General features: G+C 74.0%; 21 protein-coding genes and 1 pseudogene. 11 read left to right on the top strand and 11 right to left on the bottom strand.

Going from position 1 to position 23371, the window contains the following annotated elements; translation table 11 throughout:
- Positions 1 to 93: 93 nt before the first annotated feature.
- The 4 genes from SNE206_RS13635 to SNE206_RS13650 form a co-directional block, all read right to left on the bottom strand.
- Positions 94 to 2646, bottom strand: coding sequence for a SpoIIE family protein phosphatase (locus tag SNE206_RS13635; protein ID WP_407913576.1), 2553 nt, complete (start codon positions 2644 to 2646; stop codon positions 94 to 96).
- Positions 2647 to 3213: 567 nt separating this feature from the next.
- Positions 3214 to 6042 (bottom strand): SpoIIE family protein phosphatase, encoded by a 2829-nt coding sequence (locus SNE206_RS13640; RefSeq protein WP_407913577.1) that lies wholly within the window; start codon positions 6040 to 6042, stop codon positions 3214 to 3216.
- A 194-nt stretch (positions 6043 to 6236) separates the two neighbouring features.
- On the bottom strand, positions 6237 to 6803 hold the full coding sequence (locus tag SNE206_RS13645; RefSeq protein WP_407913578.1) for a (deoxy)nucleoside triphosphate pyrophosphohydrolase: 567 nt from the start codon (positions 6801 to 6803) through the stop codon (positions 6237 to 6239).
- Positions 6804 to 6981: 178 nt separating this feature from the next.
- Positions 6982 to 7794, bottom strand: a complete 813-nt coding sequence (locus SNE206_RS13650; RefSeq protein WP_407913579.1) for a class I SAM-dependent methyltransferase — start codon at positions 7792 to 7794, stop codon at positions 6982 to 6984.
- Positions 7795 to 7922: 128 nt separating this feature from the next.
- Between SNE206_RS13650 and SNE206_RS13655 the strand changes: the two genes are divergently transcribed.
- Positions 7923 to 8507, top strand: coding sequence for a pyridoxamine 5'-phosphate oxidase family protein (locus SNE206_RS13655; protein ID WP_407913580.1), 585 nt, complete (start codon positions 7923 to 7925; stop codon positions 8505 to 8507).
- Positions 8508 to 8608: 101 nt separating this feature from the next.
- Here SNE206_RS13655 and SNE206_RS13660 read toward each other — a convergent pair whose 3' ends face one another.
- The gene (locus SNE206_RS13660) at positions 8609 to 9985 is read right to left on the bottom strand and encodes a DUF3616 domain-containing protein (RefSeq protein ID WP_407913581.1); all 1377 of its coding nucleotides are present in this window, start codon (positions 9983 to 9985) and stop codon (positions 8609 to 8611) included.
- 158 nt (positions 9986 to 10143) lie between these two features.
- Here SNE206_RS13660 and SNE206_RS13665 point away from each other — a divergent pair.
- From SNE206_RS13665 to SNE206_RS13685, 5 genes and pseudogenes are all read left to right on the top strand, one after another.
- A pseudogene (locus SNE206_RS13665) lies at positions 10144 to 11300 on the top strand (dihydrofolate reductase family protein).
- A 74-nt stretch (positions 11301 to 11374) separates the two neighbouring features.
- Positions 11375 to 12037, top strand: coding sequence for an HAD-IA family hydrolase (locus SNE206_RS13670; protein ID WP_407913582.1), 663 nt, complete (start codon positions 11375 to 11377; stop codon positions 12035 to 12037).
- Between the two features lie 164 nt (positions 12038 to 12201).
- Positions 12202 to 13572, top strand: coding sequence for an FAD-binding oxidoreductase (locus tag SNE206_RS13675; RefSeq protein WP_407913583.1), 1371 nt, complete (start codon positions 12202 to 12204; stop codon positions 13570 to 13572).
- Positions 13573 to 13811: 239 nt separating this feature from the next.
- Positions 13812 to 14069, top strand: a complete 258-nt coding sequence (locus SNE206_RS13680) for a type II toxin-antitoxin system Phd/YefM family antitoxin (RefSeq protein ID WP_407913584.1) — start codon at positions 13812 to 13814, stop codon at positions 14067 to 14069.
- Positions 14066 to 14326 (top strand): Txe/YoeB family addiction module toxin, encoded by a 261-nt coding sequence (locus tag SNE206_RS13685; protein ID WP_407913585.1) that lies wholly within the window; start codon positions 14066 to 14068, stop codon positions 14324 to 14326. Before SNE206_RS13680 ends, SNE206_RS13685 begins: the two co-directional genes overlap by 4 nt.
- 63 nt (positions 14327 to 14389) lie before the next feature.
- On the opposite strand, the gene ychF is transcribed toward SNE206_RS13685, so the two are convergent.
- Positions 14390 to 15463: a redox-regulated ATPase YchF gene (gene ychF / locus SNE206_RS13690; RefSeq protein ID WP_407913586.1), complete on the bottom strand. Its 1074-nt coding sequence runs from the start codon at positions 15461 to 15463 to the stop codon at positions 14390 to 14392.
- 216 nt (positions 15464 to 15679) lie between these two features.
- Between ychF and SNE206_RS13695 the strand changes: the two genes are divergently transcribed.
- A complete protein-coding gene (locus SNE206_RS13695) occupies positions 15680 to 16246 on the top strand; it encodes a DUF6542 domain-containing protein (protein WP_407913587.1) in 567 nt (188 codons plus the stop codon).
- A 58-nt stretch (positions 16247 to 16304) separates the two neighbouring features.
- Here the strand turns inward: SNE206_RS13695 and ppgK are convergent, their stop codons facing one another.
- Together ppgK and SNE206_RS13705 are read right to left on the bottom strand one after the other, a co-directional pair.
- Positions 16305 to 17048 (bottom strand): polyphosphate--glucose phosphotransferase, encoded by a 744-nt coding sequence (gene ppgK, locus SNE206_RS13700; RefSeq protein ID WP_407913588.1) that lies wholly within the window; start codon positions 17046 to 17048, stop codon positions 16305 to 16307.
- 150 nt (positions 17049 to 17198) lie between these two features.
- Positions 17199 to 18173, bottom strand: coding sequence for a 4-hydroxy-3-methylbut-2-enyl diphosphate reductase (locus SNE206_RS13705; RefSeq protein WP_407913589.1), 975 nt, complete (start codon positions 18171 to 18173; stop codon positions 17199 to 17201).
- A 113-nt stretch (positions 18174 to 18286) separates the two neighbouring features.
- Here SNE206_RS13705 and xseA point away from each other — a divergent pair, with 113 nt between their 5' ends.
- The gene (gene xseA, locus SNE206_RS13710; protein ID WP_407913590.1) at positions 18287 to 19498 is read left to right on the top strand and encodes an exodeoxyribonuclease VII large subunit; all 1212 of its coding nucleotides are present in this window, start codon (positions 18287 to 18289) and stop codon (positions 19496 to 19498) included.
- Between the two features lie 24 nt (positions 19499 to 19522).
- Here xseA and SNE206_RS13715 read toward each other — a convergent pair whose 3' ends face one another.
- Positions 19523 to 20053, bottom strand: a complete 531-nt coding sequence (locus SNE206_RS13715) for a hypothetical protein (RefSeq protein WP_407913591.1) — start codon at positions 20051 to 20053, stop codon at positions 19523 to 19525.
- An 8-nt stretch (positions 20054 to 20061) separates the two neighbouring features.
- Positions 20062 to 20550 carry a helix-turn-helix domain-containing protein gene (locus SNE206_RS13720; protein WP_407913592.1) on the bottom strand — a complete coding sequence of 163 codons (489 nt, stop codon included), beginning with the start codon at positions 20548 to 20550 and terminating at the stop codon, positions 20062 to 20064.
- Between the two features lie 155 nt (positions 20551 to 20705).
- Here SNE206_RS13720 and SNE206_RS13725 point away from each other — a divergent pair, with 155 nt between their 5' ends.
- The 3 genes from SNE206_RS13725 (at position 20706) to SNE206_RS13735 (ending at position 22613) form a co-directional block, all read left to right on the top strand.
- Positions 20706 to 21416: an RNA polymerase sigma factor gene (locus tag SNE206_RS13725; protein ID WP_407913593.1), complete on the top strand. Its 711-nt coding sequence runs from the start codon at positions 20706 to 20708 to the stop codon at positions 21414 to 21416.
- Between the two features lie 147 nt (positions 21417 to 21563).
- On the top strand, positions 21564 to 21845 hold the full coding sequence (locus SNE206_RS13730; protein WP_407913594.1) for an exodeoxyribonuclease VII small subunit: 282 nt from the start codon (positions 21564 to 21566) through the stop codon (positions 21843 to 21845).
- Positions 21846 to 22019: 174 nt separating this feature from the next.
- Positions 22020 to 22613, top strand: coding sequence for a malonic semialdehyde reductase (locus SNE206_RS13735; protein ID WP_407913595.1), 594 nt, complete (start codon positions 22020 to 22022; stop codon positions 22611 to 22613).
- 107 nt (positions 22614 to 22720) lie between these two features.
- Here SNE206_RS13735 and SNE206_RS13740 read toward each other — a convergent pair whose 3' ends face one another.
- Positions 22721 to 23260 (bottom strand): DUF4245 domain-containing protein, encoded by a 540-nt coding sequence (locus SNE206_RS13740; protein WP_407913616.1) that lies wholly within the window; start codon positions 23258 to 23260, stop codon positions 22721 to 22723.
- Between the last annotated feature and the right edge of the window lie 111 nt (positions 23261 to 23371).

Raw genomic sequence — 23371 nt, forward strand, 5'->3', positions numbered from 1 at the left:
GGGACTGCCGCCCACTGAAGGCCATCCGCGCGCACGGCGGGGTCCGACACGGCGCCCGGGCGGCACGATCCACCCGGGCGGCGTAGCGCCTGGTCAGAGTGCCAGTTCGAACCAGACGATCTTGCCCTTGGGGGTGCGCCGGCTGCCCCAGCGCTCGGCGAGGAGGCTGACGAGCTGGAGGCCGCGGCCGCCCTCGTCGGTCTCCTGGGCGCGGCGCTGCCGCGGCTGGGCGTAGCCGTCGTCCCAGACCTCGCACACGACCGTCCGGTCGTGCAGCAGCCGGACCCTGATCTCGCCGCGGCCGTGCCGCAGGGCGTTCGTCACCAGCTCGCTGACCAGCAGCTCGGTGGTGTCGACGAGTTCGTCGAGGCCGCGGCCGATCAGCCAGTCGCAGGCCTTCTCGCGGGCCCGGCCGACGGAGGTCGGCTCCGGGGGGAGCCTCCAGTCGCCGACGGAGTCGGCGGGCAGCGCCCCGATCTTGGCCATGAGCAGGGCGATGTCGTCCTCGCCGTGGTGCGGGATCAGCTCGTCGAGCACCTCGTCGCAGAGCTGTTCGAGATCGCGGGAGCCGTGGGTGAGCGCGGCGCGGAAGGCCCGCAGGCCCTCGTCCAGCTGGTGCTTGCGGGATTCGACGAGGCCGTCGGTGTAGAGGCCGAGCACCGCGCCGTCGGGCAGGGTCTCCTCGACCTCCTCGAAGGGCTCTCCGCCGACGCCGAGCGGCAGGCCGGGCGGCACGTCGAGCATCCGGGCGGGCTTGCCGGGTTCGAGCAGCACCGGCGGCAGGTGGCCGGCGCTGGCGAAGACGCAGCGCTGCGTGACGGCGTCGTAGACGGCGTAGACGCAGGTGGCCAGGTACACCTCGGAGATGCCCTCGCCGGGGCTGCCGGAGGTGTCGTCGGCACCGCCGAGACCGCGGGCGATCTCGTCGAGGGCGCCGAGCACCTCGGCCGGGTCGAGGTCGAGCATGGCGAGGGTGCGGACGGCGGTGCGGAGCTGGCCCATGGCGACGGCGGCGCGCAGGCCGCGGCCCATGACGTCGCCGATCACCAGGGCGGTGCGGCTGCCGGGCAGCGGGATGACGTCGAACCAGTCGCCGCCGACCTCGGTGTTGTTGTTGCTCGGCAGGTAGCGGCGGGCGATCTCCAGGCCGGTGGCCTGCGGCTTGCCCGGGGGCAGCAGGCTGCGCTGGAGGATCAGGGCGCGCTCGTGCTCGCGGCGGTAGAGGCGGGCGTTGTCGACGCAGACGGCGGCACGGGAGACGAGCTCCTCGGCGATGGCCACGTCGCGGGCGTCGAAGGGCTCGGAGCCGATCGCGCGGGACAGCTGGACGAGGCCGAGGACCTGGTCGCGGGCGACCAGCGGCACGACGAGGGTCGAGCGCAGCAGCGGGTCGGGGCCGGGCTGCGGCACGACGCTGCGTCCGGTGCGCAGGGCCCGGGCGTGCGGGGAGCGGGGCGGGTAACAGAGGGTGCCGCCGGCTTCGGCGACGGGCACGGCCGGGTGGCCGCCGCCGTCCGCGCCGAGCACCGAGGAGGCGCCGCCGACGATGCTGGAGACGGCGACGCGGCGCAGCTCGCCGGAGCCGTCGAGCAGGCCGGGGCCGCCGGACATCGGGCCGGAGTCGCCGGAGAGCAGGGCGGTGTACAGGTCGACGGTGGCGACGTCGCAGAACTGCGGGACGATCACGTCCAGCAGTTCCTTGGCGGTGGTCTCCAGGTCGAGGGTGGAGCCGATGTGGGTCGAGGCCTCGTTGAGCAGGGCGAGGCTGCGGCGGACGCCTGCGGCCTCGCGCTCGGCGACGTGCCGGCCGGTGACGTCCTGGACCTGTCCGGCCACGCCCATGGGGGTGCCGGAGGGGCTGGTGAGGCGGAAGAGCGCGATGGACCAGCGGCGGCGGCCGTCGCGGGTGCCGCCGACCGGTGCTCCCCCGCTGAAGCGGAGGTCGAGGATGGGGTCGCCGCCGGCCAGCACCTTGCGCAGGGCGACGAGCAGCCGGTCGGCCTCGCCTGCGGGGAAGAGCTCGGCGGGATGCAGGCCGGGGAGTTCGGCCGCGGGGCGGCCGACGCTGGCGGCGAAGGCCTCGTTGACGCGCTGCAGGCGCAGGTCGGGGTCGAAGAGGAAGAAACCGGTGGGGGCCTGGCCGATGACGGCCTCGCCCGCGAGGAGTCCGGCCTCGATGGTGCGCAGGCGGCCGACGTCGACGGCGAGGCAGGTGGCGCCGGGGGCGGGCCGGCCGTCGGAGGGCATCAGGTAGAGCTCGGCGAGGCCTTCCTGGCCGTGGGCGTCGCGGTAGGGCGCGGTGCCGATCCACTCCTCGCCGTCGAGGACGCGTTCGAGGCGGGCGCGGCCGCGCTGCCACAGGTCGCGGGGGACGAAGGCGGCGACGGGGTCGACGCCGAGGGCGTCCGCCGCGCGGACCCCGAAGAACTCGGCGGCGCGCGTGCTCCACTGGCTGATCCGGCCGTCGGGGCCGATGGCGAAGGTGGCGACCCGGATGTAGTCGTAGATCGACCCGGGCCCGCCGTGGCCCCAGCCCGCGGCGGTGCCGCGCGGGACGGCGTCCTCGCCGCCGGGTGCGCCGGGCTGGCCGGGCACGGCGGCATGACCGCTGCTGCTCGGTGCCTGCGGCGCCGGGATGCTGTTCAACCGACCGACCCCTCCAACCAGTGCCCATCCGGATGTCGAGAAGACCGAGTATTCATCATCCGGGCGCGGGCGCACATGCCCCCGGGCATCACAACATCGAATCGGGGGAGTCCCGCCCGCTGGTCCTTACCCGACGGCTGCTGTTCGAACCGGCCTGGCCTGCACGGATCGGCAGGCCAGGTCAAGAGCCTCGCAGGCCATGGTGTCGCCGTGCACGGTTATGGCAGGAACGGGCCGCAACGCGACTCGAAACATCTTGTGGATTCGGGCATTTCATCACATGACACGTCATCAGCACCAGCCCGGAACACGGCGCGCGCACCCGGCCCGTCCGCGCCGGGCGGCGACCCCCCGCGGCGACGTCCGGACGGTGCCGGGCGGGCCGGCCGAAGGGGCGGCAGGTCGATCGGGCGGATACGCACGGCCCTTCGCGCGACCACGGTGCGGACGCATCGGCCACGCCGGGTAGCCGGGCCGCACCGCTCCGCGCCGTCCGCCGCTCCCCGGTGCGACCGGGTCGGGACGGAGCGTGGCCGCCAGCGGGGCCGGGGCGCGCCCGGCCGGGGCCTAGCGCGTCCAGTCGGCCTCGGTCTCGTCCAGCGGCAGCTCGAACCAGACGACCTTGCCCATGCCCTCGGCGCGCGCGCCCCAGCGCAGGGCGAGGCGGCGGACGAGCTCCAGCCCCCGGCCGCCCTCGTCGGCCTCGGCGGCGTGCCGCTCCCGGGGCGGGTCGGGCAGCGGGTCGCTGATCTCGACGAGCAGGGTGTCGGCGAGGGTGAGGCGCACGCCGATGGGGGCGCTGGCGTACCGGACGGAGTTGGTGACCAGCTCGCTGACGAGCAGCTCGGCGGTGTCGGTGAGGTGCTCCATCGCCCATTCGGCGAGCGTGCCGCGCACCAGGCGGCGGGCCCGGGAGACGGCGGTCGGCTCGGCGGGGAGGGTCCAGCCGGCGGTCGGGGTGTTCGTCTCGCCGTGGCTGAGCCGGGCGAGCAGCAGGGCCACGTCGTCGGGCTCGCGGCCCTGCTCCATGGTGTCGAGCACGGCCTCGCAGGCCTGCTGGATGGAGGCGTACGGCTGCTCCAGCACGGCGATCAGCCGGCCGAGGCCGACGTCGAGGTCCTTGTCGCGGGACTCCACCAGGCCGTCGGTGCACAGGGCGAGGAGCGCCCCCTCCGGAATGTCCATCTGCACCGACTCGAAGGGCACCCCGCCGACGCCGAGCGGCGCCCCGGACGGCAGGTCCAGCACCGTGCCGGTGCCGCCGGGCAGCGGGCCGCCCGCGGACGGCGCCGGGCCGTCGGCGTCCGCGGGCACGATCAGCACCGGCGGGATGTGGCCGGCCTTGGTGACCGTCAGCCGCCGGCGGACGGGGTCGAAGACGGCGTAGACGCAGGTGGCGAGGAGCGCCTCGTCGGGGCCCTGGGCGAGGTCGTCGGCCAGCTCGTTGACGTGCCGCAGCAGGATCTCCGGCGGCAGGTCGAGGGCGGCGAGCACCCGGACGGCGGTGCGCAGCCGGCCCATCGTCGCGGCCGCGCGCAGGCCGTGGCCCATGACGTCGCCGACCACCAGGGCGGTGCGGTCGCCCGGCAGCGGGATGACGTCGAACCAGTCGCCGCCGACCTCGGTGCCGCTGCTGCCGGGGACGTACCGGTAGGCGACCTCGACGCCGGGGGGCTGCGGCACCTGCTGCGGCAGCAGCGTGCGCTGCAGGGTGAGGGCGGCGGCGCGCTCGCGGGAGTAGAGGCGGGCGTTGTCGAGCGAGCTGCCGGCCCGGTCGGCGAGCTCGACGGCGAACGCCAGGTCGTCGCGGTCGAAGCCCTCCCGGTAGCCGGCCCGGCTGACCACCAGCAGGCCGATGACGATGCCGCGGGCGCGCAGCGGCACGACCAGCCGGGAGTGCACGCCGAGCTCCTGGGCGGCCTGCGTCTTGGGGTCGCCCGGGTAGCTGAGGTCCTCGGACTCCTCCTTGCCGGTCAGGAGTTCGGGGATGCCCGTGCGCAGCACCCGGCCGAACGCGGACTCCTCGGTGAAGGTGATGCGGGCGCCGCGGCGCAGCATCACCTCGACCTCGGGACCGTCCTGCACGGAGGCGGTGCCGAGCTGGAGCAGCGAGGTGCGGCGGTCGTGGCCGTGCCGGGGCAGGTCGTCGCCGTGGGCGACCGCCTGCAGGAGGATCACCGCGGAGTAGTCGGCGAGCCGCGGGACGACCGCCCCGGCCAGCTCCTGGGCGATCCGGGAGGCGTCGAGGAGGTCGCCGATCCGGGAGCCGAACTCGTTCAGCAGGGAGAGCCGGCGGCGGGCGTGCTCGACCTTGGAGACCGCGCGGTAACGCTCGGTGACGTCCATGACGGTGCCGGAGATGCCGAGGACGCGTCCGGCCCGGTCGGTCATCCGGCTGTACGAGATGGAGCGGAAACCGGCCCGTGCGGTGACGGGTGCGGCGAGGGTGACGTCGATGACCGGCTCGCCGGTGGCGAGCACCTGGCGCTGGATGGCGGTGATCTCGTCGGCGGCCCGTTCGGGGAGGGTCTCACCGGTGGTGCGGCCGACGTGGTCCTCCATCGGCACGCCGTTCATCTCGGCGAGGGTGCGGTTGACGGCCGTGTAGCGCAGTTCGGTGTCGAGGACGGCGATGCCCAGCGGGGACTGCTCGAAGAGGGCGTCGCGGACGGCGAGGTCGCGCTCGACCGCGGCGACGGTGCGGGCGTCGGCCAGCGCCACCTGGAGGAAGGGCGTGCCGTCGCCGTCGACGAGCAGGGAGATGCGGGCCTCCACCGGCACGCTCACGCCCTCCCGGTCGGCGAGGCGGGTGATGCCGTGCCAGCTGCCCTGCCGGAGGGTCTCCTGGATGGCCTGGCGGGCCTGGCCGACGAGTTCGGCGTCGCCGATCAGCTGGTCGATGCTGCGGCCGACGAGCAGTTCGCTGGGCCAGCCGAGCATGTCCTCCGCGGCGGGGCTCCACAGCACCACGCGGCCGGAGGTGTCGAGGATCGCGATGGCGACCTTCACCACGTCGAAGAGGCTGCCGCGGGCCGGCTCGGCGACCTTGGCGCCGGCCGTCGGGGTGCCGGGGAACGGCAGGATCGGACGGCCGCGGCCGGAGGCGGAGGCCGGGGCGTCGCGGAGCGGCGGCCGCTGCGACGGCCGGTCGGCCGACGGCCGGGCCGGGCCGCGGCGGAGGCGGGCCCGCGCGGAGGCGCTGCCGGCGGGCCGGGAGGGACGGGCGGGCACGCCGGGGGCGGCCGCGCGCTGCGTTCCGCGTCGGGGGAGGCGCCGGGTCCGCCGCTCTCCCCCGCCGTCTCCCGTGCTCGACACCGACGGGGCCTCCGGCTCGTGGGCTGCGTGCCCGGCCGCGGCCGGGTACGGGTGGTCCGGCAGGGCGCCGGTGCGCCTCACCGATCGTGACGATTTCTGCCGAACTGTGACATACCCCACCACATGTGCGGCTATCCCGGCAGCGCGGGACCGTCTTCGGCGATTGCGCTACGTGGAGCAATCGCGGCGCGGCCCGGGCGCGCGGCAGCGCCGGCACCCGGAAGGGGCAGGGCAGCGGTCCCGGGCGGGGCCGGGAAGGGGTCGGGAAGGGGCCGTCAGCCCGCGGCGAGCAGGGCGGCGACGTGCGGGAGGACCTCGCGGTCGTGCGGCAGCCAGGGGAGGTCGTCGAGCTCGTGGGCGGCGAGCCAGCGCAGTTCGGAGTGGTCCTGCAGGGGCCGGGGCTCGCCGGAGAGCAGTTCGGCGGCCCAGATCCGGAGTTCCAGGCCGGGCCGGACCTCCCAGCGGCCGGGCAGCGGGCGCAGGGCGCGGGCGCGGACCCCGAGCTCCTCCGCGAGCTCGCGCTCCAGGGCCTGCTCCTGGGTCTCGCCGGGCTCGGCCTTGCCGCCGGGGAACTCCCACGAGCCGGCGAGCTCGGGCGGCCCGCTGCGGCGCGCGGCGAGCACCCGGCCGCGGTGCAGGAGGGCGCCGCCGACGACGTACCGGGGCTCCTCGGCGGGCGGCTGCGGGGTGCGGGGACGGCCTGCCTCGACCCAGTAGAGCTGTTTGTGCCCGCGGGCCTCGAACTCGGCGGCGAGCGTGTCGGCCTCGGCCCGGCCGAGACCGTCGGCGACCTGGAAGCGGTTGCCGTTGTCGTCCTGGCGCATCACCCGGTAGCCGTCCATGGCGCCACCGTAACGGGCCCGGCCCGGTGGGGGACAGGCCGGACCCGTGCGTTCGACGGTAGGCGCGGTTTGCTACCGGGCGGTACGCCGGCGGTTAACGCGCGGTAAGACGGCCGCCCGGACGCGGGTGCGGACGCGGACCCGGGCCCGGGGTCCGGACGGGCGTCACCGGCGGGCGTCACCGGCGGGCGAGCAGCTCCCCGTGGAGCACCGCGAACCAGCCGTCCGGGTCGGCGGCCCAGCGGCGCCAGCCGTCGGCGACGGCCGCCAGCTCCTCGGCGGTGGCGAGGCCCTCGGCCACCGCGGTGGCGGCGGTGGCCGACCGCTCCGTGCGCTCGGCCCAGGTCTCCCCCCACCAGGTGCGGCGCTCGGGGCCGGCGAAGGTCCAGGTGCCGGATCCGGCGGTGAGGTCGGTGAAGCCGGCGGCGCGCGCCCAGGCGGCCAGGCGGCGTCCGGCGTCGGGCTCGCCGCCGTTGAGCCGGGCGATCCGGCGGTAGAGCGACAGCCAGGTGTCGAGTTCCGGCAGCTGCGGGTACCAGGCCATGGCCGCGTAGTCGGCGTCGCGGACGGCGACGACCCCGCCGGGGGCGGTGACCCGGCGCATCTCGCGCAGCGCCGCCACGGGGTCGGCGACGTGCTGGAGGACCTGGTGGGCGTGCACGACGTCGAACGCGCCGTCGGCGTACGGCAGCCGGTGGATGTCGGCGACCTCGAAGACGACGGTGTCCACGCCGAGTCCGGCGGCGTGCGCGGCGGCTTCGGCGAGCACCTCGGCGGAGGTGTCGACGGCCGTGACGCGGCCCTCGGGGCCCAGCCGGGCGGCCAGGTCCGCGGTGATCGTGCCGGGTCCGCAGCCGACGTCCAGGAGCCGCTGCCCGGGGCGGAGTTCGGGGATCAGGTAGGCGGCGGAGTCGGCCACGGTCCGGCTGCGGTGCGAGCGCAGGACGGACTCCTGGTGGCCGTGGGTGTAGGCGGTCCGACGGTTCGTCATGAACGGCTCCTCTCGGGGTGCACCGACCGTACGCCCCGTCTCGCTTGTCGAGAAATCTCGTCTCGAATGGCAAGATGATGAGCCGTCGGGCTCGCCCCCGGAAGGGTGGTGCGACGACAATCGGCACCATGGGAAAGACGTACGAACGCATCGACGGACGTCTGCGCACGTTCATCGGGAACCAGCCGGTCTTCTTCGCCGCCACGGCCCCGCTCGCCGGGGACGGGCACGTCAACCTGTCCCCCAAGGGCCGGGCCGGCACGCTCGCCGTCCTGGACGACCGGACCCTCGCCTACCTCGACTTCGGCGGCAGCCACGCCGAGACCATCGCCCACCTGCGGGAGAACGGCCGGATCACCCTCATGTGGTGCGCCTTCGACGGCCCGCCGACCGTCGTACGGGTGCACGGCCACGGCGAGGCGGTGTTCCGCGACGACCCGCGGTTCGCCGGGCTGATCGGACACTTCGACCCCGCCGCGGACGGCCCCGCCCTGCGGGCCGTCGTGCTGGTGCACGCGGACCGGATCAGCGACTCCTGCGGCTTCGCCGTGCCGTTCATGGACTACCGCGGCGAACGCAGCCTGCACGCGGACTACTTCGCCCGCAAGAGCGACGAGGAGTTCTCCGCCTACTGCGAGGGCAAGGACCACGTCGCCACCAGCATCGACGGGCTGCCCGCCCTCCCCCTGCCGCTGCCGCCGCGCACCGGCTGACCGCACGGCCCGCAGGGGCCGTCCCGGCCCGGGGCACGACCGCGCGCGGACAGGCCCGCCCCGGCCGGAGCCGGGACGGGCCTGCGGGCGGGAACGCCGGGTCAGCCGAGCGTGAACCAGGTCGAGCGGGACTTCTTCCACTCCGCGTGGGTCAGGTCCTTGGCCTCGGTGCCGTCGTTGTAGAGGTCGGCCGAACCGTCGTCGGTGATGACCTGCACCCGGGCGCCGGAGACGGAGAGGTCCGGCACGTCGACGACGGCCTCCCAGCCGCCCGCGTCCGTGGTCGGCAGGTCCTTCACCTTCACGGGGGCGTCCGCGGCCAGGCCCGTCCAGCGGTAGAGCGCGTACGGGTCGGAGTTGTCGTCCGCGGCCCAGGAGCCGGCGACGATCAGGTACTGGTCGGCCGCGTTCTTGCGGATGTCGCGGATCGACAGGCCGCCGAGGTCCAGGGTGATCGGCGTGCCGAACGCGGCGTGCACCGAACCGCCGGGCAGCTGGTTGAAGTTGGTGACCGGCACGATCAGCGCCTTGCCGCCGCTGGCCGGCGGCACCAGCGGCGCGCGGAAGCCCACGAACGCCGTGGTCGTCGAACCCGGGGCGAACTCCAGGCCCTCGACGTTGAAGCCGTCGATCTGCTTCGGCACCTCGCCGGACGCGGCACCCGCCGCGAAGCCGAACCGGTTGCCGTTGGCCTTGTCCCAGGCGATCAGGTCCTCGCGCAGGCTCTTGTACCTGCCGCCGTACGTGAGCTGGGTGGAGGCACCGGAGCCGCTGATCGTCGTGGTGAAGACGGTGTTGCGGTCGGCCTTGATCTCGCCGTCCTTGTTGTTGCCCAGCGAGCCCGTCCAGTAGATCGTGTTGCCGACCCGGGTCGCGCCCTCGATGTCGACCTCCTTGGAGACGCCCAGCGAGGAGGTGAAGTCCCAGGTCTTCACCGGCGCACCCGAGTTGTTGCGGTCGTAGAGCCGCAGCACGTTCGACTCGTCGTCGGCGACCACGATGTAGCCGCCGCCCGCGTCCACCGCGGCGGAGGCGTCGCTGGAGCCCGTCAGGTAGCGGGCGTCCGCGGAGTACTGCACGGCGGGCGACGCCGCGTAGGACAGCGTCTTGGTGGCCGTCTTGCCGCCCAGCCCGGTGACCTTGATCGTCAGGTTGGTGTAGCCGACGCCGCGCGCCGCGACCTTCAGCGTGCGGGCGCCGGTCGTCCCGGTGACGGTGACGTCGCCGGTCTGGGCGACCGAGCTCTTGCTCGTCGCGCTCGCCGCGACCGTCAGCGCGGAGACGTCCGCACCGCTCTGCGCGACGGTCACGGTGACCGTCGGGTCTCCGGTCGCACCGACCGCACCCGACAGGTAGGAGGCCGAGAGGGAGATGGTGGGCGTGCCGTAACTGGCGGCCGACGCGGGGACGGCGGCGACCGGGACGGCTGCAAGCACGAGCACGGCCGAGGCGAGCGCGAGCGAGCGGTGACGGGACACGGGGGTGGGCCCTTCGACGGGGGGTGCGTGGTCCGGACCAGCGTCGGGGCCGTCGGCGAACGCCGCCCCTACGGCACCGGGCCGGACGGCGAACGGCGCCGTTCGAAAGCGTTCCCCCGGCGTACCGTGGGCGGCAGCCGACCGAGAGGACCCCTTCCGTGCCCAGCCGCCCGTACGTCCTGCTGAGCGCCGCCGTCTCCGTCGACGGCCGGCTCGACGACGCCTCCCCGGACCGGCTGCTGCTCTCCGGACCCGACGACTTCGACCGGGTCGACGAGGAACGGGCCCGCTGCGACGCCCTGCTCGTCGGCGGCAACACCCTGCGCCGCGACAACCCCCGGCTGCTCGTCAACTCCCCGGCCCGGCGCGCCGCCCGGGTCGCCGACGGCCGCCCCGCGTACCCGCTCAAGGTCACCCTCAGCGCGAGCGGCGACCTCTCCCCCGGCCTCAACTTCTGGCACACCGGCGGCGCCAAGGCCGTCTACACCACCGACACCGCCGCCCCCCGGCTGAGCACCGCGCTCGACGGCCTCGCCGACGTCGTCGCGCTCGGCCCCGAGGTCGGCCTCGGCGCCCTGCTCGACGACCTCGGCGCCCGCGGCGTGCGGCGGCTCATGGTCGAGGGCGGCGGCAGCGTGCACACCCGCTTCCTCGCCGAGGGACTCGCGGACGAACTCCAGCTCGCCCTGGCCCCCCTGGTGGTCGGCCAGGCCGACGCGCCCCGCTTCCTCGGCGACGCCGCGTACCCCGGCGGGCCCACCCGCCGGATGCGGCTCCTGGAGGCGCGTACGGTGGGCGACGTCGTGCTGATCCGCTACGCCCCGAAGGAGTCGACGCCGTGACCGGCCCCGAACCCTCCCGCGACCTGCACTGGCTGGCCCGCGCCGTCGAACTCTCCGAGCGCTGCCCGCCCTCCGCGACGGCGTTCTCCGTCGGGGCGGTGGTCGTCGGCGCCGACGGCGAGGTGCTCGCCGAGGGCTGGAGCCGCGAGGCCGACGCGCACGACCACGCCGAGGAGGCCGCGCTGGCCAAGCTGCCCGCCGGCGACCCCCGGCTGCGCACCGCCACCGTCTACAGCTCGCTCGAACCCTGCGGGCAGCGCGCCTCCCGGCCGCGCACCTGCGCGCAGCTCATCATCGCGGCCGGGGTGCCGCGGGTGGTCGTGGCCTGGCGCGAGCCCGACCTGTTCGTCCAGGCCTGCCAGGGCACCGCCCTGCTGGCCGGGGCCGGCGTCGAGGTCGTCGAGCTGCCGGAGCTGGCGGCCCGCGCCCGGGCGGTCAACGCGCACCTGCTGGGGCCCTCCGGGCCGGTGTGACCGGCGTCCCCACCCGAAGGGTCCGGCAATTTCGTATCCTGGTGTGACAAACCCAGTCGCCCGGAGGAGATCGCATGCCCGTCGCCACGACCACCACCAGCGCCCTGATGCTCGACATGGACGGCACCCTCGTCAACTCGGACGCCGTGGTCGAGCGCTGCTGGCGCCGCTGGGGGGCACGGCACGGCCTCGAAGGCGACGCGGTGATGTCCGTCGTCCACGGACGCCAGGGCCACCTCACCATGGCCCTGCTGCTGCCCGACCGGCCCATGGAGATCAACCTCGCCGAGAACCGCCGCATCCTCGAAGAGGAGACCGCCGACACGTACGGCGTCGTCCCGATACCCGGCGCCCCCGGGTTCCTCGCGGCACTCGCCGGCCACCCGCACGCCCTGGTGACCTCCGCCGACGAGGCCCTCGCCCGCGCCCGCATGGGTGCCGCCGGGCTCCCCCTGCCGGACACCCTGATCACCGCCGGCTCGGTCGGCGCCAGCAAGCCCGACCCGGAGGGCTTCCTCAAGGGCGCGGCCGCACTCGGCTTCGCCCCCGGCGACTGCATCGCCTTCGAGGACTCCGAGGCCGGCATCACCGCCGCGCTCGCCGCCGGCATGCGCGTCGTCGGCATCGGCGAGCGGGCCACCGCCCACCCCGCCACCTGGCACGTCGCGAGCCTGGAGCAGGTCGCCGTCACCCCGCAGCCGGACGGTTCCCTGCAGCTCGTCCTCACCCACGCCTGACCCGGCCGCCGCCCCGTCCCGGCACCGCCCGCCAGGAGGCCCGCCACCGGTGGGCCGCCCCCGCCACCCGGCGTAGCGTGGAACGGAAGGCCGACCGGTCACCGTCGGCTCGAAGAACCGCACCGGGCCGGCCCAGGGGGACCGCACGGTCAGGAGCGGGTGCGATGAGCACAGGGACGATCGAGGAACTGGCGGCCAGGGTGCACGGCACGGTCACCGGACCCGGTGACGCCGGCTACGACGAGGCCCGCAAGGTCTACAACGCGATGATCGACCGCAAGCCGGCCGCCGTCGTGCGCTGCGCCCACGCGGGCGACGTGATCGCCGCCGTCGACGCGGCCCGGCGCAACGGCCTGCCGCTGGCCGTCCGCGGCGGATCGCACAGCGTCCCCGGCTACGGCACCTGCGACGACGGCGTGGTCGCCGACCTCGGCGGGATGCGCGGCGTGCGCGTCGACCCGGTACGCCGCACCGCCCGCGTCGACGGCGGCGCCACCCTGGCCGACCTGAACAGCGCCGCCCACGCCTTCGGTCTCGCGGTCACCGGCGGCATCATCTCCACCACCGGCGTCGGCGGCCTGACCCTCGGCGGCGGCTTCGGCTACCTCAGCCGCAAACTCGGCCTGACCTGCGACAACCTGCTGTCCGCGGACGTCGTCACCGCCGACGGCACCCTGCACGTGGTCAGCGCCACGGAGGAGCCCGACCTCTTCTGGGCGCTGCGCGGCGGCAGCGGCAACTTCGGCGTCGTCACCTCGTTCGAGTTCCGGCTGAGCCCGGTGAAGGACGTCGTCGCCGGCCCCGTCCTCTTCGAGCTGGAGCACGCCGAGGCCCTCCTGCGGCGCTTCCGCGAGTACATCCCCGAGGCGCCCGAGGACCTCGGCGCCTTCCCCGGCTTCCAGATCGCGCCGCCGCTGCCGTTCATCCCGGCCGACCGGCACGGTGACACCTTCGCCCTCGCGGTGCTCTGCTGGGCCGGGCCGCCGGAGGACGCCGAGGCCGCGTTCCGCCCGCTGCGCGAGGTCGCCCCGTCCGTCGCCGAGATGGTCGGGCCGATGCCGTACCCGGTGATCAACAGCGCCTTCGACGCCCTGCTGCCCCCGGGCCTCCACCACTACTGGAAGGGCACGTACGCCGAGGAGCTCACCGACGGCGCCATCGCCGCCCACCTGGAGCACGGGCCCCGCGTACCGACCGTCAACTCCACCTGCCACGTCTACCCGATCAACGGCGCCTGCCACCGCGTCGCCCCGGACGCCACCGCCTTCGCCCACCGCGACGCCACCTTCGCCACCGTGATCGTCGGCGCCGGACCCGACCCCGCCGACGCCCCCGCCAACACCGCCTGGGTCCGCGGCTACCACGCGGCGATCGCCCCGCACTCCTCCGACGCCGGCTACGTCAACTTCATGTCCGAGGACGACCAGCACCGGGCCCCCGCCAACTACGGCGCCAGCTACGACCGCCTCGTGCAGGTCAAACGCACCTACGACCCGGGCAACCTGTTCCGCGTCAACCACAACATCGTCCCGTGAGCGGGCCGCCCACCGCCGGACGCGTCACACGCCGAAGCGGAACGTCCGCCATCCGATCCTGACCTGCGGCGGAGCCGGACGGTCGCTCACGGGTGTCCTGCGGACCACCGGCCCCCCGCCCCTGCTGCGGACACCTCGTGCTCGACGAGATGCCTTTCGTCCCACGGCCGAGCACCCGTTGACGCTTGCCGACACCCCGCCATGAACGTACAGTTTCTTGTACGCAGAGGGAGCTGACCATGAAGACGATGACCTATTCGGAGTCCCGTGCACGGTACGCCGAGGTGCTCAACGCGGTCACGGACGACCGCGAGGAGATAGTGATCACTCGCGCCGGACGCGAGCCGGTGGTCATCGTCTCCCTGGAGGACTACGAGTCCCTCAAGGAGACCGCCTACCTGCTCCGCAGCCCCGCGAACGCACGCCGCCTCCTCGCCTCGATCGAGGAACTGGAGAACGGGGGCGGGACCGTGCGCGAACTGGCGGACCCGGAGTGAAGATCACCTTTGCCTCCCGGGCCTGGGAGGACTACCTGTGGTGGCAGGCCCAGGATCGCAAGACCCTCAAGCGGATCAACGCGCTCATTGCCGATGTCGCACGCAACGGCAATGAAGGGATCGGCAAGCCGGAACCGCTCAAGCACGGGTTCCAGGGCTACTGGTCACGTCGGATCAACGACGAGCACCGCTTGATCTACAAGGTCACCGACGACTCGGTCCTGATCGCCCAGTGCCGCTACCACTACGAGAGCTGACCCGGCGACGCCGCGGGGCCCGCCGGCCAAGCCGGCAGGCCCCGCAAGCCTCCTGGCGGCTCGTCACACGTTGAAGCGGAACTCCACCACGTCGCCGTCCTGCATGACGTAGTCCTTGCCCTCGATGCGGGCCTTGCCCTTGGAGCGGGCCTCGGCGATCGAGCCGGTCGCCACGAGGTCGTCGAAGGAGACGATCTCGGCCTTGATGAAGCCCTTCTGGAAGTCGGTGTGGATGACTCCGGCGGCCTCGGGGGCGGTGGCGCCCTTCTTGATCGTCCAGGCCCGGGTCTCCTTCGGGCCGGCCGTCAGGTAGCTCTGCAGGCCGAGGGTCTCGTAGCCGACGCGGCCGAGGGTGGCCATGCCGGTCTCCTCCTGGCCCATCGACTGGAGGAGCTCCAGCGCCTCGTCCTCGTCCATGCCGATCAGCTCGGACTCGATCTTCGCGTTGAGGAAGATCGCCTCGGCGGGGGCGACGAGGGCGCGCTGGGCGTCCTTGAACTCCTCGTCGGTGAGCTCGTCCTCGTCGACGTTGAAGACGTAGAGGAAGGGCTTGGTGGTGAGCAGGTGCAGCTCGCGGACCGAGGAGGCGTCGAAGCCGGCCTCGAAGAGGGTCTTGCCCGTCTCCAGGATCTTCTGGGCGGCCTCGGCGGCCGCCAGGGTGGCCGCCGACTCCTTCTTCAGGCGGGCCTCCTTCTGGAGGCGGGGGATCACCTTCTCGATGGACTGGAGGTCCGCGAGGATCAGCTCGGTGTTGATGGTCTCGATGTCGTCCTTCGGCGAGACCTTGCCGTCGACGTGCACCACGTCGGGGTCGACGAAGGCGCGGATGACCTGGCAGATCGCGTCGGACTCACGGATGTTCGCAAGGAACTTGTTGCCCAGGCCCTCGCCCACGCTGGCGCCGCGGACGATGCCGGCGATGTCGACGAAGTCCACCGTCGCCGGGAGGATCCGCTGCGAGCCGAAGATCTCGGCGAGCCTGGCCAGCCGGACGTCCGGGACGCCGACGACGCCGACGTTGGGCTCGATGGTGGCGAACGGGTAGTTGGCCGCCAGCACGTCGTTCTTGGTCAGGGCGTTGAACAGGGTCGACTTGCCGACGTTCGGCAGGCCGACGATTCCGATCGTGAGCGACATGAAGCGATGTCCCGTGGGCTTGGAGGGCATGGAGCGGCACCGGTGGTGGCCGATCCCCCAGTCTACGGGGCCCGTCCGGCCCGCCCGGACGGGAAGGCCGCCGCCGCGGCCCGGGGGCTGCGTCGATCGTGGACGACCCGGTGGGCCGGCGGACACGCGCGAACGGGAATTCCCGCATTACACACTGTGGCGATGATCTGACCGTACGTTGGGTGGGTGGAGCAGCAGAGCACCCGTACCCAGACGCCAGGCCCCCGGCGGCGGCCCCCGGCGAGCGGCACCGACCGGGCCGCCGTCCCGGCGCCCGCCGCGCCCGCCGACTCGCGGCTGCGGACGGCCTCCGGCAGCGCGTCCGCGCCCCGGCTGCGGCTGCCGTGGGCAGGCCGCGGCACGTCTCCGACCGGGCGTCCGGCCCGGCTGACGGCGGTCGGCACGGCCGTCGCCGCGGCGGTCGGCACCCTGCTCGTCGCCGGCCTCGACCGGCTGGTCTTCGGCGGTCTCGGTGTGCTGTTCGGCCTCGGCTACCTGGTGGTCTGCTTCCAGCTGGCCGTGCGGGTGCGGCTGCCCGACCTGCCGGCGGCGCCGATCAGCGGGCCGATCGCGTTCGCGCTGGCGCTGGCCGTGCTGGCGCCGGTGCCCGCGTCCGGGGTGACCGGCCGTGTGATGGCGCTGGCGAGCGGGCTGGCGGTGCGGGCCGGCTGGCTGTTCGCCGGGACGGGCCTGGCGGCGGCGATCGTCGCGGCCCGGTTCGTGGCCCAGCGGCGCATCCGCCGGGCCCGCTGACCGCCGGGCCCGGCCGGACCCCCGGCCCCCGGACCGCCGGACGGTCCGGGGGTCCGTCTCAGCCGGCCTTGACCGCGGCCATCGCCGCGCCGACGATGCCCGCGTCGTTGCGCAGTTCGGCCGGGACGACGTCGGCCTGGCGGCGGCGGAGCAGCGGCAGGAACTTCTCGTGCTTGCGGCTCACCCCGCCGCCGACGATGACGAGCTGGGGCGAGAACAGCATCTCCACCAGGTCGAGGTACTCGTCGACGCGTTCGGCCCACTCGGCCCAGGAGAGTTCGTGGCGTTCCTTGGCCGCCGAGGAGGCCCGGCGTTCGGCGTCCTTGCCGCGCAGCTCCAGGTGGCCGAGCTCGGTGTTGGGCACGAGCGCGCCGTCGACGAAGAGGGCGCTGCCGATGCCGGTGCCGAAGGTGAGCATCAGGACGGTGCCGCCGTGGCCGCGCCCGGCGCCGTGGGCGACCTCGGCGAGGCCGGCGGCGTCGGCGTCGTTGACGAGGGTGGCGGGCAGGTCGAGGGCCTCGCGGAACAGCCCTTCGGCGTCGAGGCCGATCCAGTCCTTGTCGACGTTGGCGGCGGTGCGGGTGCGGCCGCCGACGACCACGCCGGGGAAGGTCAGGCCGACCGGCCCGCGGTGGCCGAAGTGGTGGACGACCTCGCAGACGGCCTCGACCACGGCCTGCGGCGAGGCGGGGTGCGGGGTCAGCACCTTGTGCCGTTCCTGCGCGAGAGTGCCGCGTTCGAGGTCGACCGGGGCGCCCTTGATGCCCGAGCCCCCGATGTCCACACCGAAAACCGTCGTCATGGCCACGCCCTCCGTCGTCCACAGCCTGTGTACAGAACCTACCGGGGCCACGGCCCTGCCCGCCCGCCGATCGCCCATGCACGCTCTGTTACCCGCCCGGAACGGCGTGAAGCCCGGGACCGCGGTGCGGTCCCGGGCTCCACGGGTGCGTCAGAGCTTGCCGGCGGCCTCCGCGCGCAGGTCGCGGCGGAGCTCCTTCGGCAGTGAGAAGACCAGGTGCTCCTCGGCGGTCTTGACCGTCTCCACGTCGGCGTAGCCGCGCGCGGCGAGGAACTCCAGCACGCCGTCGACGAGCACCTCGGGCACGGAGGCGCCGCTGGTGAGGCCGACGGTGGTGACGCCCTCCAGCCAGGCCTCGTCGATCTCGTCGGCGAAGTCGACCAGGTGGGCGGCCCGGGCCCCGTACTCCAGGCCGACCTCGACGAGGCGGACGGAGTTGGAGGAGTTCCTGGAGCCGACGACGATCAGCAGGTCGGCCTCCGGCGCCAGCTGCTTGACGGCGACCTGGCGGTTCTGGGTGGCGTAGCAGATGTCGTCGCTGGGCGGGGAGACCAGCAGCGGGAAGCGCTTCTTGATCTCCCCGACGGTGGCCATGGTCTCGTCGACCGACAGGGTGGTCTGGGAGAGCCAGACGACCTTGGACTCGTCGCGCACCTTGACGTTGGCGACGTCCTCGGCCCCGTCCACCAGGTGGATGCGGTCCGGTGCCTCGCCCATGGTGCCGACGACCTCCTCGTGGCCCTCGTGGCCGACGAGCAGGATGTCGTAGTCCTCCTCGGCGAAGCGCACGGCCTCCTTGTGGACCTTGGTCACCAGGGGGCAGGTGGCGTCGACCGTGGCGAGCTTGCCGATCTTGGCCTCGTCGTGCACGGACGGCGCGACGCCGTGGGCCGAGAAGACGACGATCGAGCCCTCGGGCACCTCCTCCGTCTCGTCGACGAAGATCGCGCCCTTCCTCTCCAGGGTCTGCACGACGTACTTGTTGTGGACGATCTGCTTGCGGACGTAGATCGGCGCCCCGTACTGCTCCAGGGCCTTCTCCACGGCGATCACGGCGCGGTCGACGCCCGCGCAGTAGCCCCGGGGGGCGGCGAGCAGGACACGGCGCTGAGCACTGGTGGACATGGCCCCATCGTACGGGCGCCCTGCCGCGGCGTCCGACCCCCGGCCCCGCGCGCCGGACGGCGGCACCGCGGAGCGGCCGCCCGCCGTCACCGGGCGGCGCTAGCCTCGTACCCATGGCGAACAGCAGCTCTCCCGAGGCGCCCGTGTCGGTCGGCAAGGTGTCCGCCCTGATCGGGGGGTGGGTCGACCGGCTGGGCGAGATCTGGGTGGAGGGGCAGATCGCGCAGCTGAACCGCCGCCCGGGGGCGGGAATGGTGTTCCTGACCCTGCGCGACGCCGAACGCGACGTCTCGCTCACCGTCACGTGCTTCCGATCGGTGTTCGAACAGGTCGCGGAGGCCGTGCAGGAGGGCTCGCGGGTCGTCCTGCACGCGAAGCCCGAGTGGTACACGGCCCGCGGCACGCTGTCGCTGCGGGCCACGGAGATCAGGCTGGTCGGCCTGGGCGAGCTGCTCGCCCGGCTGGAGCAGCTGAAGCGGAAGCTCGGCGCGGAGGGGCTCTTCGACGCGGAGCGCAAGCGCCCGCTGCCGTTCCTGCCGCACTGCGTGGGCCTGGTGACCGGCCGCGGCTCGGCGGCCGAGCGCGACGTGCTGGAGAACGCCCGCCGGCGCTGGCCCGCGGTCCGGTTCGAGGTGCGGAACGTCCTGGTGCAGGGCCCTGCCGCGGCCGGCCAGGTCGCCGCGGCCGTCCGCGAGCTGGACGAGCACCCCGGGGTCGACGTCATCGTGGTGGCGCGCGGCGGCGGCAGCGTCGAGGACCTGCTGCCGTTCTCCTCGGAGGAGCTGGTGCGCACCGTCGCGGCCGCCCGGACCCCGGTCGTCAGCGCGATCGGCCACGAACCCGACCAGCCGCTGCTCGACTGGGTCGCCGACCTCCGCGCCTCCACCCCCACCGACGCCGCCAAGCGGGTGGTGCCGGACGTCGGCGAGGAACTCGCCCGGGTGCGCCAGCTGCGCGACCGCGCCCGGCGCTCCGTGACCGGCCGGGTGGACCGCGAGCTGCACGGGCTGGCCGCGGTGCGCAGCCGGCCCGTCCTCGCCGCGCCGCAGCGGCTGGTGGACGGCCGGGCCGACGAGGTGGCCGCGCTGCTGGACCGCGCGCGGCGGGTGCTGGGCCACCGTCTCGACCACGCGCAGACGGACCTCGGCCACACCCTGGCCCGGGTGGTCGCCCTCTCCCCCCTCGCCACCCTGCAGCGCGGCTACGCGGTGGTCCGGAAGGCGGACGGTGCCGTGGTGACCGACCCGGCGCAGGTGGCGGCGGGCGAGGAGCTGCACGTACGGGTCGCCGAGGGCGGCTTCGGGGTGGCGGTCGGGCAGCCCTGAACCGCCCCCGTACGGCGGCCGGGGTCAGTCGCTCCGGATCCGGGCGGGCGGGTCGGCGGGGCGGCGGGTCATGCTCTCCTGCACGAGGGCGTTCCACTCCCGGCTGAGGTCGGCGAGGTCGGCCTGGGCCCGGTCGGCGGCCGCGTGGGCGTGGCGCAGCTCGTGGTGGACGGCCTCCAGCAGCCGCAGCAGCGCGTCCGCGCCGATCGGCGCCTCCGGATCACCGGCCGCAGGCACCTCCGGATCACCGGCCGCGGGCGGCTCCGCGGCGGCGGGCGACTCCCGGACGGCGGCGGGGAGCGCGGGCGCGGGGGCCGCCGCGGCGTCCGGCCGGGTGCCGGGCGGTTCCTGGTGTCCCGTCCGGTCCTCGGCCGCGCGCATCCAGCGCCGCATCCGGGCCAGGGCGAGCTCGGTGGTGGAGAGCGCGACGACGGCGAGACAGCCGAGGAGCGGCACCCACCGGCTGTCGTAGGTGCCGGCGACGATCAGGGCGATTCCGCCGACCGCGCCCACTGCTCTGAGCACGTCGGCCGTCACCGGCAGGATTCTCGGCATGTCTGGCCTCACCTCTGCATGTGCACTGCGCCTCCCCCGCGGCCCTCGTCCGACGGAATGGGGCCGCGCTCGCTTTCCCGTTGCAGGCTGATCGCCTGGTCAATCGAGGCGAGGAGGATTCTCCGGATCATCGGGTGGGTGACACCCCATGCGTCCAGCGCTCCTTCGGGGGTGATGGGTGAGCGTACCCCTTGCGAGAGATCGTTTGCGGAATCCTCGGAAATAACTCCGCCGCGCACCAGAAGTTCATGCAGGTCGAGGTGGACGACCTGCGCGATCCGCTCGAATTGCGAAGGCCGCGGGAGCGTTTCGCCCCGGAGCATGCGCCCGACGGCGGAGGCGCTCATGCCGGTGTCGCGGGCCAGCGCGAGGCGCCCTCCGGAGCCGGGGGTGAGGTCGTAGCCGGCCCGCTGCGCGGCCTCGTGCACGACGGCTCCGAAGCGGCGGGCGGGGGTGCTCGGAGTGGTGGCCTCGGCGGCGCCCTCAGTCGACTGCATGGCGGGCAGGCTATCGCTTGTTCATGTCCACGCAGCTTGGCTTGCATGAGTGCAAGCCAAGCTGCGGAGCATCAAGCCCGGAATTAAAGGGCGCTGGACTGATCGGGCGTCGGAATTCCGGAATCGCTTGCACGCATGCATGCCCACTCGTAGGGTTGCCGCACCTGCTCACCGGGAGGTCCGGCATGGATAGGACATCGCTCGCGGCACGGCCCGCCACACGGCACGGGACGCGCCACGGAACACCGCAGCTGATCGAGGCCGCCAAGGCCGGCGACCACGACGCCTGGGCGGAGCTGTACCGGCGGTACCGCCTTCCCGTCCTCGCGTTCCTGACCCGCCGCACCGGGAATCGCGCATTGGCGGAGGATCTCACGCAGGACACATTCGTCCGCGCAATGGCGTGCATCGGCGGCTATCGCTGGACCGGCAAGGACATGGGCGCGTGGATTTTCACCATCGCCCGGAACATCATGTTCGACCACGACAAACGGCGTTCCACCCGCAGCGAGTCCGCGGTGGCGGCCGTCGCCGATTCCGATGCCGGAATCTGCATCGAGGATCTCGTGCTCGCCGGCGTCGAGGCGGAACGCATTTCCGCCGCGCTCGCCACACTCACCGACCACCAGCGCACCGCCCTGACCCTGCGCTACTGGAACGACTTCAGTTCGCGCGAGGTCGCCGCCGCCATCGGCATCCGGGTCGGCGCGGTCAAGACGCTCACCTACCGGGCCCGCAGCAGCCTGCGCCGCACGCTCGCACCGCAGCCCGGCGACCCGTGCGCCCGCGCGGAGGCGCCGCCCCGGAGGCCCGTACGCCTGCACGGGGGCGGCCCGACGCACCGTCAGCCCCCCGCCGCCCCCTGAGCGGACCACCGGCCGACACGGCCGGGAGCATGACCGGGCGGACACGGGGGCCGACCGGGCCCGACCACGGCGGGGTGTCCGCCGCGACGGGCATGCCGGCGGACCGCCCACCCGCGGTTTGTCGGCCGCAGCACCTACGCTGGCGCCATGGCAGATCAGCAGCAGACGGGCCGGACACCGGCCGGCGAGGCGCCGACCGACGGGCGCCCCGGCGCGGGCGACGACGACGGCCTCGGTTACGAGCAGGCCAGGGACGCCCTGCTGGAGGTCGTCCGGCAGCTGGAGACCGGCGGCACCTCGCTGGAGGAGTCGCTGGCCCTGTGGGAGCGCGGCGAGCAGCTGGCCAAGGTCTGCCAGCGGTGGCTCGACGGCGCACGGGCCCGGCTGGACGCGGCGCTCGCCGCGGAGGAGTCGGACGGGCGGGAGTAGCACCCGGAGGGGGTGCGGGCCGCCGTGCGGGAGACACCCGGGCGGGAAAATGTGAGACGTGCCACATGCCCTTGCGGAATAGTTTAAGATTCACCCAACGTTGGAGCAGGATGGAACGGCCGTTCGGCCCGTCCGCTCAATGCTTCCCCGTTTCCCGTATGAGGTGGATTCCGCATGACTCTGGCACTCGACGCCGCCGCACAGGACCTGCTCTTCCGTGAGGCCCGTACCGCCAACACCTTCACCGACGAGCCGGTCAGCGACGAGCAGGTCCAGGCCATCTACGACCTGGTCAAGTACGGCCCGACCGCGTTCAACCAGCAGCCGCTCCGCATCGTGCTCGTCCGCTCGGAGGAAGGCCGCGAGCGCCTGCTGCAGCACCTGGCCGAGGGCAACCGCGCCAAGACCGCCGCCGCCCCGCTCGTGGCGATCCTCGCGCAGGACAACGAGTTCCACGAGGAGCTGCCGTCGCAGCTCCCGCACTTCCCGCAGGCCAAGGACATGTTCTTCTCGGAGCGCAGCGTCCGCGAGTCGTCCGCGACCCTCAACGGCGCCCTGCAGGCCGCCTACTTCATCATCGGCGTGCGCGCCGCCGGCCTCGCCGCCGGCCCGATGACCGGCTACGACCCGGCCGGCCTCAACAAGGAGTTCTTCGCCGACGGCGAGCACTCCGTGCTGGCCGTGGTGAACATCGGCAAGCCGGGCGACGACGCCTGGTTCGACCGCTCGCCGCGCCTGGCCTACGACCAGGTCGTCACCACCGTCTGACGCACCCCGCGCGCACATCCGCGTACGAGGAAGGCCCCCGGCAGCTGCCGGGGGCCTTCCTCGTGCCTCGACCCGCCCGGGGGCGGGCCGTGCTCAGCGGCGCGCGGTCACTTCAGCGCGCCCGCGAGCTCGGCGAGTTCCTCGTACGAGGCGGAACCGGTCACCACGGTGGTCGCGCCGGCCGCCTCCTGCGCCAGGCCGCGGTACGGCGTGCCCTGGTAGCGCTGCCAGTCCTGCCCGCCCACGGCCGCGCTGCCGTCCGGCCGGCCCTTGGGCACCACGCCCGCGAGGACCGCGTCGTGGTCGCCGTTCGACTGCTCGACCGCCGCGTACATCCCGGACGGCGTCACGAAGCCCAGGTGCCACACGGCGTTGCCCTCGCCGTCCTTGCGGTACTCGACCGAGGTCGCCCGCCACTTGTCGGAGAGGCCCTGCGGGCCGAGCAGCGGGTACGGCGCCGCCCGCTTCGCCGAGGAGAGCGCCACCCGGTAGTCCACCACGCGCACGCCGTCGCCGGCCTCGTGCGGGAGGAAGAGGTACCCGATGTAGACCACGACACCGACCGCCAGCATCGACAGGATCATGTCCCGTACCGTCTGCCGGCCTCTCATACTGCTGCTGCCTGCCACCCGACCATGGTGGACCATCGCCCCCGCCGCCCCGACCACCGGGTACCCCGCAGCCGGGTGAAGCGGGACGAACCCCGGCATACCCGCTGGTCCTGACGGGTGCGCCACAGACACCTCTCCGGGCGCCGG

This window comes from Kitasatospora sp. NE20-6 (assembly GCF_045862635.1).